Source organism: Ensifer sp. BR816, assembly GCF_000378985.1.
GTDB lineage: Bacteria > Pseudomonadota > Alphaproteobacteria > Rhizobiales > Rhizobiaceae > Sinorhizobium.
In genome coordinates this window covers 5,952,244-5,969,654 of the sequence record NZ_KB905370.1, presented here as the reverse complement: position 1 = coordinate 5,969,654, position 17,411 = coordinate 5,952,244, and the positions used below count along the sequence as shown (strand labels likewise).

Below are 17,411 nucleotides of genomic sequence, written 5' to 3'. Positions count from 1 at the left end.
GCCATCGTTTCCTACAATAGAGAATCATCTCGGATATTTTGCAGGGCCCGGAGTAACACGCCATGACGGACACGCTTTTCGCGGGCCTGCCCGAACTCAATCCCGGATCCGTCTGGCTCGTTGGTGCCGGCCCGGGCGATCCGGGTCTGTTGACGCTTCATGCCGCCAATGCGCTCCGCCAGGCAGATGTGATCGTCCATGATGCGTTGGTGAATGCCGATTGCCTGAAGCTCGCCAAGCCGGGCGCGACGCTCGAATTTGCCGGCAAACGCGGCGGCAAGCCGTCGCCGAAACAGCGCGACATCTCGCTCCGCCTCGTGGAACACGCACGCGCCGGGCTCAGGGTACTACGCCTCAAGGGCGGCGATCCCTTTGTCTTCGGCCGCGGCGGCGAGGAAGCCTTGACACTCGTCGAGCACGGTATCCCGTTCCGTATCGTTCCTGGCATCACGGCGGGCATTGGCGGGCTTGCCTATGCCGGCATTCCGGTGACGCACCGTGAGGTCAATCACGCGGTCACCTTCCTCACCGGCCACGATTCCTCGGGCGTCGTGCCGGACCGGATCAACTGGGAAGGCATCGCCAAGGGGTCGCCGGTCATCGTCATGTATATGGCGATGAAGCATATCGCTCAGATTTCGGCGAACCTCATCGCCGCCGGCCGTTCGGCTGACGAGCCGGTCGCCTTCGTCTGCAACGCGGCGACGCCGGAGCAGGTGGTCCTCGAGACCACGCTTTCCCGCGCCGAGGCCGACGTGACGGCTTCGGGGCTGGAGCCGCCGGCAATCGTCGTCGTCGGGGAAGTGGTCCGGCTGCGTCCGTCGCTCGACTGGCTGGGCGCGCTCAATGGCCGTGTACTTGCCGCCGACCCGTTCTCGAGCCGCATATGCCGGAACCCGGCATGAGTGGTCTGATGATTGCCGCCCCGAGTTCCGGCTCGGGCAAGACGACGGTGACGCTCGGCCTTCTGCGGGCGCTGGCGCGGCGCGGCTTCTCCATTGCGCCAGGAAAGGCTGGCCCGGACTATATCGATCCGGCTTTCCACACGGCCGCGAGCGGCAAGCCCTGTCTCAACTATGATCCCTGGGCGATGCGGCCGGAATTGTTGCTCGCCAACGCCGCGGCCGTGACGAAAGACGGCTCCACGCTCATCATCGAGGCGATGATGGGTCTCTATGACGGCGCAGCGGATGGCACGGGATCGCCGGCGGATCTGGCCGCGACGCTCGGGCTCGCGGTCGTCCTGGTCGTCGATTGCGCCCGACTGTCGCATTCGGTCGCGGCACTCGTCCGCGGCTATATGGATCATCGCGACGATGTGCGCGTCGCCGGCGTCATACTGAACCGTGTGGGCAGCGACCGCCATGAGGCGATGCTGCGCGACGCGCTCGACCGGGCGGCCGTCCCGATTTTCGGCGTGCTGCGCCAGGATGGCGCTTTAAAACTGCCGGAACGGCATCTGGGTCTCGTCCAGGCCGGCGAGCACGGCACGCTCGAAGCCTTCATCGACCACGCGGCAATGCGCGTCGCATCGGGCTGTGATGTCGATGCCATCGTCGCCATGGCATCTCCGTTGCTTACGGGTTCGCCGTCGGAAGCCAGGGCGCTGAGGCCGCTCGGACAGCGAATCGCGGTGGCTCGCGACGTCGCCTTCGCCTTCAGCTACGAGCATCTGCTGTCCGGTTGGCGCGGGCAGGGAGCGGAGATTTCGTTCTTTTCACCGCTGGATGACCAGGTGCCCGATGCCGCCTCCGATGCGATCTATCTGCCGGGCGGTTATCCGGAGTTGCATGCCGAACTGCTCGCCAGCGCTTCAAATTTCCGGGCTGCAATGCAGGCCGCGGCCGGGCGGGCCGTACGCATCTTCGGGGAGTGCGGCGGCTACATGGCGCTCGGCGAAGGGCTTGTCGCGGCGGACGGCAGACGTTACGAGATGCTTGGCCTTTTGCCGCTCGTCACCAGTTTCGCGGAGCGCAAGCGGCATCTCGGTTACCGGCGCGTTACGCCGATCGACAACGGGTTTTTCGAGGGATCGATGACCGCGCACGAATTTCATTATTCGACCATCGTTTCCGAAGGGGCGGCCGAGCCGCTCTTCGCCGTAGAGGATGCGGCTGGCGTCGACCTCGGCCGCGCCGGTCTCCGCCGACGGAATGTTGCCGGCTCCTTCATGCATCTCATCGACCTTTCGGCGTGACGATGACCGCGCCGATCATCCATGGCGGCGGAATCACCGAGGCTGCGGCCCGTTTCGGCGGTGCGCCCGATGATTGGCTCGATCTTTCGACTGGCATCAACCCGTGCCCGGTCGCGCTGCCGGAAATCGACGCGCGGGCCTGGCATCGCTTGCCGGATCGGCACTTGGAGGACGCAGTGCGGGCGGCGGCATGTGGTTACTACAGGAGCGGCGAAATCATGCCATTGCCGGTGCCCGGAACCCAGGCCGCGATTCAGTTGCTGCCGCGGCTTGCCGACGCGAAACGGCGCGCTGCCATATTCGGACCGACCTATGGCGAATATGCGCGCGTCCTGAAGGCGGCAGGTTTCGACGTCGATCCCGTCGCGCGTGCCGATGATCTGGCGGCGGCGCATGGCATTGCGGTTGTCGTAAATCCCAACAACCCGACCGGCCGGCTTTTCGCGCCGGACGAAGTCCTGGCCATGGCCGCGGCGATGAAGGCGCATGGCGGCCTGCTCGTCGTCGACGAAGCCTTCGGTGATCTCGAGCCGGAGGCAAGCGTTGCCCCGCACGTCGCTGCGCAGGACAACCTTGTCGTCTTTCGCTCCTTCGGCAAATACTTCGGCCTTGCGGGCCTGAGGCTTGGCTTCGTGGTTGCAAGCGGGGCGGTCACGGAATCTCTCCGCGAATGGCTCGGCCCTTGGGCGGTGTCGGGCCCGGCGCTCGCCGTTTCGGCGAAGCTGATGGAAAGCGACACGAACGCGATCAGGGGTCTCATCCAGGAACGGAAGACGGCGCTTGATGTGGTCCTTCGCGGTGCCGGGCTCAGTGTTGTCGGCGGGACCGGCCTTTTCGCGCTCGTCGAACACGAACGAGCATACGATTTCCATACGGCGCTCTGCCGGGAGCGCATTCTGACGCGCAAGTTCGACTATGATCGGCGCTGGCTGCGGATCGGGCTGGCGGCGGACGCCGCCGGCGACCGCCGCCTTGCCGAAGCCTTGCGCAGAGCAGGAGTGTAGATGTCGGCCGAAATATTCCTCATCCTCGTTGTCGCCCTGCTCATCGATCGCCTCGTCGGCGATCCCGACTGGCTCTGGGATCGGCTCACGCACCCGGTGGTGCTCTTCGGCAAGGCGATCGGCGTCTTCGACGAGGCACTCAATCGCGGCGGGAGCGGCGGCGGTTGGTTGAAGATGCGCGGCGTTGCGACCATCCTCATCCTTCTCGCGGCGAGCATCCTGCTCGGTGTGGTGCTCAATCGCCTGTTCGATGTTCTCGGCGCAATTGGCTTTATCCTCGAGGCAATGACCGTTGCCGTCTTCCTCGCGCAGAAGAGCCTCGGCGATCACGTTCTCCGGGTCGCGGACGGATTGCGCAGCGATGGCCTTGCGGGTGGCCGCGAGGCCGTGTCGATGATCGTCGGCCGCGATCCGAAAACGCTTGATGAGCCCGGCGTCTGCCGCGCGGCGATCGAGAGCCTAGCCGAGAACTTTTCCGATGGCGTCGTCGCGCCCGCGCTCTGGTATGCGATTGCCGGGCTTCCGGGCCTCTTTGCCTACAAGATGCTGAACACGGCCGATTCGATGATCGGCCATAAGAGCCCGAAGTATCTCCATTTCGGCTGGGCCTCGGCGCGGCTCGACGACCTTACCAACCTTCCAGCCGCGCGGCTTTCGGTTTTCCTCATTGCCGCCGGGGCCCATTTCAAGCGCGGCGCCGAGGCGGCGAAGGCTGCCGTCGAGGTGGCAAAGCGCGACCATGGCTTCCACCGTTCGCCCAATTCCGGCTGGCCCGAGGCCGCGATGGCGGGTGCGCTCGATATCCAACTTGCCGGGCCGCGCGTCTATGGCGGCGTCACGGTGGAGGAGCCGATGATCAACGGCTCCGGTCGGTCCGTCGCGACGGCAGACGACATCGACGCGGCCGTCGCCGTCTTCTATCGCGCCTGCACCGCGCTCGCTCTGGCCTCCGCCGTTCTGATCCTGCCATTCCTGCTTTTCTAGGAACCAACTGCCGAAGAAGACGATGCCCTCTGATTTCTGGATCGGTCGCTTCGGGCGCAAGCCCCTCATCATCGCGCACCGCGGCGGCGCTGCCCTTGCTGGCGAGAACAGCGTCGAGGCACTACGTGCCGCCGCCGGCGCCGGGGCAGATGCCATCGAGACGGACATTCGCCTTACGAAGGACGGTGCCCTCGTTTGCATACACGATGAGGACCTTCGACGGCTCTGCGGTGATTCACGCCGCGTTTCGGATATCGAATTCGCAACGCTGCGGCAGGTTCTGCCGGCGACGATGACGCTCCACGAGGCGCTGGCCACCTCCGGTTCGTTGGGCGTGCTCCTGGATATAAAAATTGCCGACCCCGCGCAGCTCGTGCGCATCATCGACGAGGTCGTCGCCGCGCATGCGACCGGGCGGATCATGCTGGGGCTGCGCAGCTTAGGCCTCATAGCTGCAGCACGCGCTGTCAGAAAGGATATCGCGATCCTTGCTTTCCTGGAGGAGCCGGAGTCCTCCGCTCAGGCGCGGGATGCCGGTGCCGACTGGTTCAGGCTATGGCAGGGCGCAGCGAGCCTTGAAAGCGCGGCGATCGTTCGCCACGTCGGCCTGCATCTCGCAGTCATGGCCGGTCAGCCGCGCTCAGTTCCGCTGCCAGAATACCCGCCGTATCCGGTTGGCATTATCGACGAAGAGGGCCTTGAGCACCTGCACCGGATAGGACCTGACGCCATCCTCCTGGACGATCCGCGTCTCGCAGCGAAACATTTCGGATCGTCCTGAAAGCCGGTCAGACATCAATGCCGGCATGGCGCATCAGCCGGTGGCTATCCGGCACGGTCACACGGCGGCTGTTCTCGACGCGGATCACGCCGTCCTTGCGCAGCTTGGTGATCTGGCGGCTCACCGTTTCGATGGTGAGGCCGAGATAGTCGGCGATATCGGCGCGCGACAAGGGGAGGTCGAATTCCTTCGCCGGGCCGTTTTCGGGATCGACATGGCTGGCGATGAGATAGAGGAAGCTTGCGACCTTCTCCTGTGCCGTCTTCCGGCCGAGAGTCAGCATCCAGTCACGCGCGTCGTCCAGTTCCTTCAGCGCCTGTTCGTGCAGCCGGTGCTCGAGACCGGGGGCTTCCGAGACGAGGCGCTCGATGACGGTGCGTGGGAAGGCGCAGACATCGGTATCGGTCGCCGCTTCCGCGCTCAAAGCGCTCTCGCGCATGAAGGGCCGGCCCATGAAGTCGGGGGCGAATTGCAGCCCGACGATCTGCTGGCGGCCGTCGGAAAGCATCTTGCTCAGCTTCACCACGCCGCGAATGATGTTCGCATAATTGTTCGCCGCTTCGCCCTGGCCGATCATCTCGCTGCCCGGTTCGACACGCCGACGCGCCGCGTGGCGGCTGAGTTCGGTCAGCTGGCTCGGAGTCAAGGTTCCGCAGACGCCGCCATGGCGCGCTTCACAGGCGGCGCATACGACCGGAATGTCCGAATTGTGGATGTCCTTGCGGCTATAATTGGTCACGATCTGCATCTCTTGCTGCCTTGTCGTTTGTCACGAGCAAAAAGGAACGTTCCGGTCAAATCAAGCATCAACATGCGCCAATTGGCGAAGCGCGAAACTATGTCTCAGGCGGATTTGACGAATGTCAATCTAGCGGCTTTAACTGGCGGCGACTTGATCAAGATCAAAAAGCAGCATCCTTTGTGGCAGCGACAACGGTCGCGCTGCCAAGGCGGTCGTGGGTGTCGGGATTTCTGTCATCGAATTGCCGGCGCATATCTGCGCCTCAAAGTAGCGGTCGCCGTTTGGCAACACCTTTTCCCGAATCTCGGTCGCAAAAGTCCGGGAGGCATTGGCTTTTGCGGTGCATTTTTCTATAGGGATCGCCAAGACTCGATTTTCAAGAGGTAAGCGCGTGACAGCTACATTCGATAAGGTTGCCGACATCATTGCGGAAACGAGCGAGATCGATCGCGAGACGATCAAGCCGGAAAGCCACACGATCGATGATCTGGGCATCGACAGCCTGGACTTCCTCGACATCGTATTTGCGATCGACAAGGAATTCGGCATCAAGATTCCGCTCGAGCAGTGGACCCAGGAAGTCAACGAAGGCAAGGTGTCTACCGAGGAATACTTCGTGCTGAAGAACCTCTGTGCGAAGATCGATGAGCTGCGGGCCGCCAAGGCCTGATTTGACTCTCCGCCGACACGGTTTCATCCGTTTCCCGATGCCGCCTGCAGCGTCCTTCGCTTGACAGGCGGCATCGGCATTTTTACTTGAGCCCCAAACGAATTGGATGGGCCTGCATGCTCCTTGAATATTTCCAGATGATCGATCGGATCGAAACCGTCGATCTCGCGGCGGGCCGGCTGACGGCGCGGTCCGTCGTGCCGGAGAAAAGCCCGGTCTTCGAGGGGCATTTTCCCGGCTATCCGCTGGTTCCCGGCGTGCTGCTGATCGAAACGATGGCGCAGGCCTCTGGCTTTCTCGTGCTTGCTGCAACCAATTTCGTGGCGATGCCCTTCCTGATGTCGGTCGACGGCGCCAAGATGCGCACATTCGTGGAACCGTCGGCCGAGCTCGAAATCGAGGCATACCTGGAGCACGAGGGATCGGGCTTCGCGGTCACGAAGGCCAAGATCGCCTCGGGCGGCAAGAAGATCTGCGACGCCCAGCTCAAGTTGAGGACGATGCCATTCGATCAGGTGCCGCTCGGCGCGATCGTCCGCAAGCGTGCTGAGGAAGTGGGATTGGTGGCTGCGATGGCCGCTTCGGAGAAGTAACATGACCAAATCCGCAAACGACGTTGTAATCACCGGCGTCGGCATTGTGACGAGCCAGGGCGTCGGTGCCGAACCGCATGTGGCCCTGCTGAATGCCGTCTCACCGCCGAGGGCCCGGGTCGAGACGGAGCGCTTCGCGCCCTATCCGGTCCATCCGCTGCCGGAAATCGACTGGTCGCAGCAGATCGCCAAGCGCGGCGATCAGCGGCAGATGGAGAATTGGCAGCGCCTCGGCGTCTTCGCAGCCGGGCTCGCGCTCGACGACGCCGGGCTCAAGGACAACCTCGAAGCCTGCGGCAGCATGGACATGATCGTCGCCGCCGGCGGCGGAGAGCGCGATATCAATGTCGACTCCTTGATCGTCGACGAGGGGCTGAAGCGCAACGATCGCGAACAGCTCCTGAACGAGAAGCTGACGACCGAGCTCCGCCCGACGCTTTTTCTGGCCCAGCTCTCCAATCTTCTCGCCGGCAATATCTCGATCGTCCACAAGGTGACGGGATCGTCGCGCACCTTCATGGGCGAGGAGGCTGCAGGCATTTCGGCGATCGAAACCGCTTTCGCCCGTATCAAGGCCGGGCAGTCGACGCATACGCTGGTCGGCGGCGCTTTTTCGGCCGAGCGGCTCGACATCATCCTGCTGGTCGAAGCCATCCAGGGGCATGCGCTTGGTGAATGGCACCCGATCTGGTCGCGCAATCCCGATAATGGCGGCGGCATGATCCTTGGGTCCGTCGGCGCCTTCCTCGTTCTGGAGTCGCGCGAGTACGCCGAAGCGCGCGGCGCCCGCATCTATGCCACGATCGATGCGATTGAAGGCGATCGGGGCAGCCGCGAGGACGGCCGGCTCGAAGCTCGGCTCAGGGATCTGGCACGACCTGGCGCAGAGTTGGAGCCGCAGTCGACCGTGGTCTTTTCCGGCACCAGCGGCTTCCATGACCTGGCGCGGCGCGAGAAGGCTTTCCTCGAGACAGAGCTTGCCGGACGGCCGGTCCGCGCCTATGGCGGTCTCGTCGGCCACGGCATCGAGGCACAGTTCCCGGTCGGCATGGCCCTTGCGGCGCTCTCGCTCGGGCATGCGGCCAAGGTGCCGCCCTTCGATCCTGCCGAAGCGCCGATGACGGAGCCGGCCAAGGCGGCGATCGTCACCACCATCGGCCATTCCCGCGGCGAAGGCGTCGCCGTGCTTTCCGCGGAATAAGGAGCCCAGGCATGAGCAAGGCTTACACGGATCACTTCGGCCGCCCGATCGTCGCCGTTACCGGCATGGGTGTCATCACCTCGCTCGGACAAGGGCTGGAGGACAACTGGGCGGCGCTCAGCGGCGGCGTTTCCGGCATTCACAAGATCACCCGTTTCCCGACCGAAGGCCTTTCGACCCGCATCAGCGGCACCGTCGACTTCATCGAGATTCCGGCCGATAACGCCGTCGAACGTTCCTACGCGATGGCCCGCGAGACGACTCTGGAAGCGCTCGCCCAGGCAGGTCTTTCCGGCGACTTCAACGGCCCGCTCTTCCTCGCAGCGCCGCCGATCGAACCGGAGTGGAACGCGCGCTTTGAGCTTGCGGACCGGGCGCCGGCCTCGGAACGGCCGGGCGACGCCTATAACCGGTTTCTCGCCGCCATGCGCCAGAAGGCCGACCCGGTCTTCCATGAGGCGGTCCTGTTCGGCTCGATTTCCGAGCGCCTTGCCGATCGTTTCGGGACGCGCGGCTTGCCGGTGACGCTATCGACCGCCTGCGCCTCGGGCGCCACGGCCATCCAACTCGGCGTCGAGGCGATCCGCCAGGGCCGCACTGACCGGGCGCTGACGGTTGCGACCGATGGTTCGGTCAGCGCCGAGGCGCTGATCCGCTTCTCGCTGCTGTCGGCGCTGTCGACCCAGAACGATCCGCCGCAGAAGGCGTCGAAGCCCTTCACCAAGGATCGCGACGGCTTCGTCATCGCCGAAGGCGCGGCCACCCTGGTGCTGGAATCGCTCGAAGCGGCAATCGCCCGCGGCGCCCGTGTCTACGGCATTCTCAAGGGCTGCGGCGAAAAGGCGGATCTCTTCCACCGCACGCGCTCGTCGCCCGACGGCGGCCCCGCGATCGCGACGATCCGCGCGGCGCTCGCAGACGCCGGCATCGATGAAACCGGCATCGGCTACATCAATGCGCATGGCACATCGACGCCGGAGAACGACAAGATGGAGTATCTGTCGATGTCGGCCGTCTTCGGCGAGCGGCTGCCGTCGATCCCGGTTTCGTCCAACAAGTCGATGATCGGTCATACGCTGACCGCCGCCGGTGCGGTCGAGGCGGTGTTCTCGATTCAGACGATGCTCACCGGCACGCTGCCGCCGACCATCAACTACCAGAACCCGGATCCGGCGATCGTTCTCGATGTCGTGCCGAATGCGAAGCGCAGCCAGCAGGTCACTGCCGTGCTGTCGAATTCCTTCGGTTTCGGCGGCCAGAACGCCAGCCTCGTCATGACCGCCGAGCCGGCCTGAGTCTGGCGAGGGCGATGGTCACGTGCGTTACCCCCCTCTGCCCTGCCGGGCATCTCCCCCGCAAGGGGGGAGATTGGATGTGGCGACGTCTTGCTCATCAAGGCACTCTGAGCGCGGGGCACCTTAAAGCGATTGGCTCGCCGCGGGTCGATCTCCCCCCTTGCGGGGGAGATGGCCGGCAGGCCAGAGGGGGGTGCAGCGCCGATCTCCCAATGTGTATATATGCCTAGTCAGCACGGCCTAGCCGCTTGACTGATTGAACATTTAAAGGAAAGACCATGCGCGCCCTGCAACTGCTCGATGACCGCAAGCTTGAAATCACCGACCTGCCGGAGCCGGAGGCGCCCGGTCCGGGCGAGGTGACGCTGCGGGTGAAGGCCGTCGCGCTCAACCATATCGACGTCTGGGGCTGGCGCGGCATGGCCTTTGCCAAGCGCAAGATGCCGCTGGTCATCGGCGCGGAAGCGTCCGGCGTCGTCGAGAGCATCGGACCGGGTGTGGCAAATGTCCTGCCGGGCCAGCTCGTTTCGATCTATGGCGCGCGCACCTGCGGCCTCTGCCGTCCCTGCAAGGAAGGGCGAGACAATCTCTGCGAACATGTCGGCGGCGTGCACGGCTTCCATCTCGACGGCTTCGCCCAGGAGAAGATCAACCTTCCGGCCCGCCTGCTGGTGCCGGCGCCGCCCGGTGTCGACGCGGTCGGGGCGGCGCTCGCGCCGGTCACCTTCGGAACCGTGGAACACATGCTGTTCGACAATGCCAGGCTGGAGCCGGGCGAAACGATCCTTGTCCATGCCGGCGGCTCCGGCATTGGCTCGGCGGCGATCCAGCTCGCCAAGAAGATCGGCTGCACCGTCATCACCACGGTCGGTTCCGACGACAAGATCGAGAAGGCAAAGGCGCTCGGCGCGGATCACGTGATCAACTATCGCACCGACCGTTTCGAGGGCGTGGTGCGCAAGCTCACCAGGAAGAAGGGCGTCGACGTCGTGTTCGAGCATGTCGGCAAAGATACCTGGGCGGGCTCGATGCTGTCGATGAAGCGCGGCGGCCGGCTCGTCACCTGCGGTTCGACCTCGGGCGTCTCGACCGACATGAACCTGATGATGCTCTTCCAGCAGCAGTTGAAGTTGCTCGGTTCCTTCGGCTGCCGCATGGAGAACATGGCGAATGCCATGCAGAAGATGGCGCGCGGCCTCGTTCATCCGGTGATCGATACGGAGGTCGGCCTTTCCGATATCGACCGGGCGCTCGAGCGGATGGAGTCGCGCCAGATCTTCGGCAAGATCATTCTGCGGATGGATTGATCCCGGTGCGGATGCTGATCACACGGCTGGTGCTCGCTGCCGATCGCTTCCGGCAATGGTTGATCGCGCAGTTCGTGTTCCTGCTCCTCAACGTGTTGAAGCTCTTTCCGGCGGATGCCGCGATCAATTTCATGGATCGCGTCGCACGCTGGATCGGTCCGAAGACCAGCCGTCACAAGCTGACGCTCACCAACTTGCGCAATGCCTTTCCCGAGAAGAGCGACGCCTGGATAGAGGAGACTGCGCTCGAAAGCTGGGGCAATATGGGCCGGCTCGCGGCCGAATATGTCTTCCTCGACCGGCTCTTCGACTTCGATCCAACCAGTGCGCAGCCGGGCAGGGTGGAGGTCTCGGGCATTCCGCTGTTCCTGGAACTGCGCGACAATCCGCGGCCCTTCATCGTCTTCACGGCGCACAGCGGCAATTTCGAGATGCTGCCTGTGGCGGGGTCCGCCTTTGGGCTGGACGTGACGGTCCTCTTCCGCCCGCCGAACAATCCTTACATGGCGGACAAGGTCTTCGAGTTCCGCAAGGAGCGGATGGGCAACCTCGTGCCGTCTCATGCGGGCTCTTCATTCGCACTTGCCCGCCAGCTCGAACGGGGCGGCGCCGTCGGCGTGCTGGTCGACCAGAAGTTTCGCAAGGGGCTGAAGACCAAGTTTTTCGGGCAGGACGTCCAGACCAATCCGCTGCTTGCGAAACTGGTTCGCCAGTTCAATTGCGAGGTCTACCCGGCCCGTTGCATTCGTCTCCCTGGCGGCCGATTCCGCCTGGAGCTCGAGCCGGCAGTCGAGATTCCCCGCAGGACCGACGGCAGCGTCGACGTCAACGCAACGGCACAGATGCTCAACGACAAGGTCGAGAGCTGGGTCCGTGAATATCCTGGCCAGTGGCTCTGGTATCACGACCGCTGGCGTATCAAGCGAAATCTCTAGAGCGGCGGATGTTCTGACTGAATCGCCGGGGATTCCGGTTTCTGCGATTTCGTGATTCACTTCGGGTGGAGGCGATTTGCGATGACCAAGGCCTATTCCCTTGATCTGCGCGAGCGGATAGCGCGATTTGTTGATGGTGGTCGGTCGCGCCATGCGGCGGCCGCCCAGTTCGGTGTCTCGGTTTCCTTCGTGGTGAAGCTGGTGGCGGTCTGGCGTGCAACCGGCAGCCTGGCCCCGAAGCCGGAAGGCGGCTGGCGCTATTCCAAGCTTGATCCGCACCGGGATTTCCTGATGCGACGCGTGCGCGAGAAGGACGACATCACCATGCCCGAGCTTGCCGCTGAACTGGCCGAGCGCGGCACGGTGGTGGCGCCCTCGTCGATCTCGCGCTGGCTGATCCGCAACGGCTATCGCTTCAAAAAAAACGCTGCTGGCCAGCGAACAGGATCGACCGGACATCGCAAAGGCGCGCGAAGAATGGGTGGCGAAGCGCCAGCCAAGGATGCGGCTTGAACCGCACAGGCTCGTCTTCCTCGATGAAACCGGCACAACGACAAAGATGATCCGTCTGCGGGGCCGCTGCCTGAAGGGCCAACGTCTGCGCTCCAAGGCGCCGTTCGGGCACTGGAAGACACAGACCTTCATCGCCGGGCTCAGGTGTTATGGGCTGACCGCCCCCTTCGTCGTCGATCGGCCGATGAACCGGCGCATCTTCGAGACCTATGTCGAGACCCAGCTCGCCCCGACGCTGTCACCGGGCGATGTCGTCATCCTCGACAATCTCGCCGCCCACGAGAGCCCAAGGGCAGAAGCGACCATCCGGGCGCGGGGTGCATGGATGCTGTTCCTGCCGCCCTACAGCCCCGATCTCAACCCGATCGAAATGGCATTCGCAAAGCTCAAGGCACACCTGCGAGCCCGCGCCGTCCGCACCATCGACGGCCTCTGGCAAGCAATCGGCGACATCTGCTCCCTCTTCTCAACAGCCGAGTGCAGAAACTACTTCAAAGCAGCAGGCTATGAACACACATGAATGCACGTTGCTCTAGACCAGCGCTGCCGGATTTTCCAAGGCGCAATCTCGAATGATGCCGCAAATATCCGGCGTCGGAAACGTTTGCGACCTGTCGGCGCTTCCCAGGGCTTCGAATCCGGGTTAACGGGTGAGCGGCCCGAGGATCGTTTGCAGATACTCGGTATTCCAGCCGGCGCGTTTTCTGCGGAGCTTGATGGATTTCTTGTCGGCGACGGCGCGCACGAGATTGATGGCGAAGTGTCTGACGATGGCCATGTTTTGGGCACCATGACCCTTGCGCAGGCGCGATTGGTCGTCGCGGAAGACGACGTCGAGCGTCCAGTGCAGCGCGTTTTCGATAAGCCAGTGGCCTCGGACGGCCTGGGCGGCGGTGTTTGCGTCGAGAGTGGCCGAGGAGATGAAGTAGCGGGTATCGAAGCGGCAGCGATCCTTCAACTCGGTGCGGGACTGGACGCGGATCAGCGTCCTTGCGCCGGGCAGGCGCAATTCGCCGGGAAAGCGCCGGCCACCCGTCAGCCAGTCGGTCTCGCTCGAGACGGTGACGATGCGCTGCTCGATGCGGCCATGGCCCTTGTCGACATCGATATCGCTCTTGAGCGCGCCGTCCGGTGCATCCTCGAAATAGCGTTGGATTTCGGCGCGCAACGTCGGCTGGTTGGCCTTGACCGCCAGCAGGTAATCGGCCCCCTGATCGGCAATGGCGGTGGCGATGGTCGGGTTGGTGGCGATCGCATCGATCGAGACGATGGCGCCGGCAAGTCCGCCGTTTGCGCCAAGCCTTTCCAGAATAACCGGAATTGCCGCCGTCTCATTGCTCTTGGCATCGACCGCCTCCTGCGCCAGAACCAGCCGGCGGGTCGTGGCGTAGGCCGAAACCAGATGCAGCGCCGCCTTGCCGGCGCCGCGGTCATGGCTGCGGCGGGAGGTTTTGCCGTCGATGGCAATGAAATCCGGCTTGTCGGGCCAGCTTTCGCGCACCCAGTCGGTGAAGGCGGCCGAAAACAGGGCCGGATCGATCCGGTTCATCAGGATCGTCAGCCAACGCCCGCCCGGGACCCCGTGATCGTAAGGCAGAAAGCGGCGGAGAAAATCCAGATGCTGCTCGCCCCATTCCGAAATCAAATCATAATCGTCACAGTCGCAGATCGTGCCGCAAACCACCAAAAACAGGACTTCCCGCAACCGGTAGGCGACACGCCAGGGATCGCGAACGTCCTCGATCTCACCGAGATGATCGAGCAACAGCTTCAATCGCGACTTCTCAAACCCTTCCAAGGCCACAACGCTCATCACCATGCTCCCGAATCATCGAGCACATAGGGAATCAGACTTCTGGCAAGCGGGAAATCGCGTTAACCCGAGTTCGAAGCCCTGCGGCGCTTCCTTCTGCAGTTGAACGAGCAAGCGATGAGTGTACACTCGTCGTGGTGCTCGGGGCGTGGAAGAGGCAACGCGGTGTCGCGTGGCGTCAGGGTTCGGTCAAAACCAAGAAATTTTCAGCTGCACTAACTCGCTTTTGAACGCATTGGCGCGGGCTTTTCCGCGGGAATGAGGTTTTCAAATTGAACGAATTGATTGAGCTGTTTTGGTTCAAGTATTCGCAGCTTCAGTATGCGGTAAAGGTCGCAGACGAACACCTGATCGACATCCTTGATCGTGAACTCGATCCAATTCTGAGGGCCGTCTATGACGAGAAGGCTTCGAGTGTCGAGGATGCCCGCCTCCAGTTCCAGTTCGTTCTGGACCTGTTGCGAGCCGAGGCGGACGACATCGCCTGCGTGCTGCGCCACTCGCGACTGCTTAAATCGCTGATCGATCGCTATCTCGCGGCGACGGGGACGGTTGATCTCTCCGGGCTCGATCTCGACCGGGCCCCCAAGCTGCCGACCAAAGGGCGGGCCGACGAGGGATTGCTGAATGAGGCGATCCTCGACTGTTTTCCGGACCGCGTCGCGGTCATTACGACGGACTACCGGTATCTCTATACCAATTCCGCGCATGCGAGCCATCTCGAGCGTCGGCCGATGGACCTGATCGGCCGGCACGTCGTCGAGTTCATCGGCCTTCAGCGCTTCGAAGAGCGCGTCAGATCCCATCTCGACCGCTGTTTCGCCGGCGAGGTAATCGATTACACCTTCGCCAAGACAGTCGATAGCCGAACCGTCGTCGTCCGCTGTCGCATGACCCCGTGCCGATCTTGTGCGGGCAAGCTCCTCGGGGCGATCCTGGTCATCCAGGAACATGCCGACAGGCGGAGGGCGGTCGCCGCTTGATCGCCCTCGATTTTGCACGGCTCCCTTTAAATGCGACGCGCTTTAGGCCGGGAGGGTTCCGGGCCGCTCGCTTCCGTGCCGAGAAAGAAGGCCCCTCAGGCATTCCCGTTCGAAAACAATGTGCCGGCGCACATTTGTGAAGAATCCGCGCAGCATGTAGCCGGCGGTTTCGGCGTTGACGCTCGCGTCGGCTGCGCCGAGCCGCGCCAGCATCTCAGTCAGTTCCTCTGCGTAACATTCGTCTTCGCAATGCTCGTATTTGAGCTGTTCGAGCATTGCCGCCAGAGAAGCGTCGGCACTGTGCCACCGTTCGATCCAGGCAAAGACGAGGCCTTCCTCGCCGGCATGCAGTTCCCGAAGCAGGGGGCCGAGCATCCTTGCCGCGTAGGCACAGATCTCCCGGTCGATGTCCGGAAGGTTGTCGGCGATAGCCTCCAGGCTGTCGCAGAGCGCCAATTGATCCTTGTGGGCTCCGGCAAGCCAAGCGAACGGCTCGACGACTGCCTCCGTTGACCGCGGAGCCCGCGCGTCGCGCGAAAGCGCGAGCCCCTTAATCCTCGCCATCATGCGTTCAGATCCCGTCCAGCTTCTCTTCACGTCACCGTCCTCCATGTCGGGAGGATGCGGCAAATGGACGGTGCTTCACCTTGATCTGAATCAAGGCGGGCAAGGGGTGATTCCGACACATCTCCAGCCAAGCTGGCGGATCGCGTCGCAATCCGCGCGATTTGCCGGCAGATCGGGAAAAGTTGGGGGCCCAACAATGAAATACACAGTCGAGACGATCCTGCTCGGTATCGGCGCCTTCCTGGCGCTGGTGGGAGCCGGATTCGCCGAGGACCGCCTTTTCGCAGCGCATATGTGGGTGCTGTTCTTCGTGCTTTTCGGCGGCACGATCGTGCTCATGCGGCGGGTCGAATTTCGGCCCGCCTTGGAAGGGCGCGCGCCGCCGCCTGGGGAATACTTCGATGAGGTGGTCAAGTACGGCGTGATTGCCACGGTTTTTTGGGGTGTGGTCGGGTTCCTCGTCGGCGTCGTCGTGGCGCTGCAACTCGCCTTTCCCGACCTCAACATCGAGCCGTGGTTCAATTTCGGGCGCGTGCGGCCGCTGCACACCTCAGCCGTCATCTTCGCGTTCGGCGGTAACGCCCTGATTGCCACGTCGCTCTATGTCGTGCAGCGCACCAGTCGTGCCCGGCTCTTCGGCGGCAATCTCGGCTGGTTCGTCTTCTGGGGCTACCAGCTCTTCATCGTGCTCGCCGCCACCGGCTATCTGCTCGGGATCACCCAGGGGCGCGAATATGCGGAACCGGAATGGTATGTCGACCTGTGGCTGACGATCGTCTGGGTCGCCTACCTCATTGTCTTCCTGGGCACGATCCTGGTGCGCAAGGAGCCGCATATCTACGTGGCGAACTGGTTCTATCTCGCCTTCATCGTCACGATCGCGATGCTCCACATCGTCAACAATCTGGCGGTGCCGGTCTCATTCCTCGGATCCAAGAGCTACTCGGCCTTCGCGGGCGTGCAGGATGCGCTGACGCAATGGTGGTACGGACACAATGCGGTGGGCTTCTTCCTGACCGCCGGCTTCCTGGCGATGATGTACTACTTCATTCCCAAGCAGGTGAACCGCCCGGTCTATTCCTACCGGCTGTCGATCATCCACTTCTGGTCGCTGATCTTCATGTATATCTGGGCCGGTCCGCATCACCTCCATTACACGGCGCTCCCCGACTGGGCGCAAACGCTCGGCATGGTCTTTTCCGTGATGCTCTGGATGCCCTCCTGGGGCGGCATGATCAACGGTCTGATGACGCTGTCGGGAGCCTGGGACAAGATCCGCACCGATCCGGTCGTGCGCATGATGGTCATGGCCGTCGCCTTCTACGGCATGGCGACCTTCGAAGGGCCGATGATGTCGATCAAGGCGGTCAATTCGCTCAGCCACTATACCGACTGGACCATCGGCCACGTGCATTCGGGCGCGCTCGGCTGGAACGGCCTGATCACCTTCGGTGCCGTCTACTATCTGGTGCCGAAGCTGTGGAATCGTGAGCGGCTCTACAGCCTGCGCATGGTCAACTGGCACTTCTGGCTCGCCACGCTCGGTATCGTCGTCTATGCCGCGACCATGTGGGTCGCCGGCATCCAGCAGGGTCTGATGTGGCGCGAGTATGATGACCAGGGCTTCCTCGTCTATTCCTTCGCGGAATCGGTCGCAGCGATGTTCCCCTACTACGTCATGCGTGCCGCCGGCGGCGCCCTGTTCCTCGCCGGCGCGCTTCTGATGGCCTTCAACGTAACAATGACGATCCTTGGTCGGGTCCGCGACGAGGCCTCGATCCTCGATGCTGCGGCGCTGCCCGCGGCCGCGGAATAGGAGGGCAGAC

Annotated in this window: 18 protein-coding genes; 14 read left to right on the top strand and 4 right to left on the bottom strand. The window is 63.3% G+C overall.

The genetic code is table 11. The features are described from left to right. Nucleotides 1-62 precede the first annotated feature (62 nt). Genes cobA through RHIBR816_RS0128770 form a run of 5 tightly spaced genes read left to right on the top strand, consistent with a single transcriptional unit; the run spans nucleotide 63 to nucleotide 4,966 of the window. Nucleotides 63-905, top strand: a complete 843-nt coding sequence (gene cobA / locus RHIBR816_RS0128790; protein ID WP_018240047.1) for a uroporphyrinogen-III C-methyltransferase — start codon at nucleotides 63-65, stop codon at nucleotides 903-905. Then, complete coding sequence (locus RHIBR816_RS0128785; RefSeq protein ID WP_026187540.1) at nucleotides 902-2,197, top strand: cobyrinate a,c-diamide synthase; 1,296 nt, start codon at nucleotides 902-904, stop codon at nucleotides 2,195-2,197. Before cobA ends, RHIBR816_RS0128785 begins: the two co-directional genes overlap by 4 nt. Nucleotides 2,198-2,199: 2 nt before the next feature. Continuing rightward, complete coding sequence (gene cobD, locus RHIBR816_RS0128780; protein ID WP_026187539.1) at nucleotides 2,200-3,201, top strand: threonine-phosphate decarboxylase CobD; 1,002 nt, start codon at nucleotides 2,200-2,202, stop codon at nucleotides 3,199-3,201. Then, entirely contained in the window at nucleotides 3,202-4,185 is a 984-nt protein-coding gene (gene cbiB, locus RHIBR816_RS0128775) for an adenosylcobinamide-phosphate synthase CbiB (RefSeq protein ID WP_018240044.1), read from the top strand. Between the two features lie 22 nt (nucleotides 4,186-4,207). Further along, entirely contained in the window at nucleotides 4,208-4,966 is a 759-nt protein-coding gene (locus RHIBR816_RS0128770; RefSeq protein ID WP_018240043.1) for a glycerophosphodiester phosphodiesterase family protein, read from the top strand. Between the two features lie 7 nt (nucleotides 4,967-4,973). Here RHIBR816_RS0128770 and RHIBR816_RS0128765 read toward each other — a convergent pair whose 3' ends face one another. Both RHIBR816_RS0128765 and RHIBR816_RS0128760 read right to left on the bottom strand, forming a co-directional pair. After that, nucleotides 4,974-5,714, bottom strand: coding sequence for a Crp/Fnr family transcriptional regulator (locus RHIBR816_RS0128765; protein WP_018240042.1), 741 nt, complete (start codon nucleotides 5,712-5,714; stop codon nucleotides 4,974-4,976). A 129-nt stretch (nucleotides 5,715-5,843) separates the two neighbouring features. Then, on the bottom strand, nucleotides 5,844-6,074 hold the full coding sequence (locus RHIBR816_RS0128760) for a hypothetical protein (RefSeq protein WP_018240041.1): 231 nt from the start codon (nucleotides 6,072-6,074) through the stop codon (nucleotides 5,844-5,846). A gap of 25 nt (nucleotides 6,075-6,099) precedes the next feature. Between RHIBR816_RS0128760 and RHIBR816_RS0128755 the strand changes: the two genes are divergently transcribed. From RHIBR816_RS0128755 to RHIBR816_RS36535, 7 genes are all read left to right on the top strand, one after another. Next, a complete protein-coding gene (locus RHIBR816_RS0128755; RefSeq protein ID WP_012708338.1) occupies nucleotides 6,100-6,378 on the top strand; it encodes an acyl carrier protein in 279 nt (92 codons plus the stop codon). A 116-nt stretch (nucleotides 6,379-6,494) separates the two neighbouring features. Further along, entirely contained in the window at nucleotides 6,495-6,971 is a 477-nt protein-coding gene (locus RHIBR816_RS0128750; protein WP_018240040.1) for a 3-hydroxyacyl-ACP dehydratase FabZ family protein, read from the top strand. A gap of 1 nt (nucleotide 6,972) precedes the next feature. Then, entirely contained in the window at nucleotides 6,973-8,172 is a 1,200-nt protein-coding gene (locus tag RHIBR816_RS0128745; protein WP_018240039.1) for a beta-ketoacyl-ACP synthase, read from the top strand. An 11-nt stretch (nucleotides 8,173-8,183) separates the two neighbouring features. Beyond that, complete coding sequence (locus tag RHIBR816_RS0128740) at nucleotides 8,184-9,467, top strand: beta-ketoacyl-ACP synthase (RefSeq protein WP_018240038.1); 1,284 nt, start codon at nucleotides 8,184-8,186, stop codon at nucleotides 9,465-9,467. Between the two features lie 278 nt (nucleotides 9,468-9,745). Further along, a complete protein-coding gene (locus RHIBR816_RS0128735; RefSeq protein ID WP_018240037.1) occupies nucleotides 9,746-10,774 on the top strand; it encodes a zinc-binding dehydrogenase in 1,029 nt (342 codons plus the stop codon). Between the two features lie 11 nt (nucleotides 10,775-10,785). Further along, complete coding sequence (locus RHIBR816_RS0128730; RefSeq protein ID WP_018240036.1) at nucleotides 10,786-11,709, top strand: lipid A biosynthesis lauroyl acyltransferase; 924 nt, start codon at nucleotides 10,786-10,788, stop codon at nucleotides 11,707-11,709. A gap of 81 nt (nucleotides 11,710-11,790) precedes the next feature. Next, a protein-coding gene (locus RHIBR816_RS36535) for an IS630 family transposase (RefSeq protein ID WP_198294160.1) occupies nucleotides 11,791-12,742 on the top strand; the annotation gives its coding sequence in 2 pieces (ribosomal slippage) (nucleotides 11,791-12,107 and nucleotides 12,106-12,742; 954 coding nt in all). A 123-nt stretch (nucleotides 12,743-12,865) separates the two neighbouring features. On the opposite strand, the gene RHIBR816_RS0128715 is transcribed toward RHIBR816_RS36535, so the two are convergent. After that, on the bottom strand, nucleotides 12,866-14,035 hold the full coding sequence (locus RHIBR816_RS0128715; RefSeq protein ID WP_026187537.1) for an ISAs1 family transposase: 1,170 nt from the start codon (nucleotides 14,033-14,035) through the stop codon (nucleotides 12,866-12,868). A 272-nt stretch (nucleotides 14,036-14,307) separates the two neighbouring features. Between RHIBR816_RS0128715 and RHIBR816_RS0128710 the strand changes: the two genes are divergently transcribed. Continuing rightward, nucleotides 14,308-15,018: a PAS domain-containing protein gene (locus tag RHIBR816_RS0128710; protein ID WP_018240032.1), complete on the top strand. Its 711-nt coding sequence runs from the start codon at nucleotides 14,308-14,310 to the stop codon at nucleotides 15,016-15,018. 42 nt (nucleotides 15,019-15,060) lie between these two features. Here RHIBR816_RS0128710 and RHIBR816_RS0128705 read toward each other — a convergent pair whose 3' ends face one another. Then, nucleotides 15,061-15,585, bottom strand: a complete 525-nt coding sequence (locus RHIBR816_RS0128705; protein ID WP_034815829.1) for a hemerythrin domain-containing protein — start codon at nucleotides 15,583-15,585, stop codon at nucleotides 15,061-15,063. A 196-nt stretch (nucleotides 15,586-15,781) separates the two neighbouring features. On the opposite strand from RHIBR816_RS0128705, the gene ccoN reads away from it, so the two are divergent. Next, nucleotides 15,782-17,401 carry a cytochrome-c oxidase, cbb3-type subunit I gene (gene ccoN, locus RHIBR816_RS0128700; RefSeq protein WP_018240030.1) on the top strand — a complete coding sequence of 540 codons (1,620 nt, stop codon included), beginning with the start codon at nucleotides 15,782-15,784 and terminating at the stop codon, nucleotides 17,399-17,401. The last annotated feature ends 10 nt before the right edge of the window (nucleotides 17,402-17,411 follow it).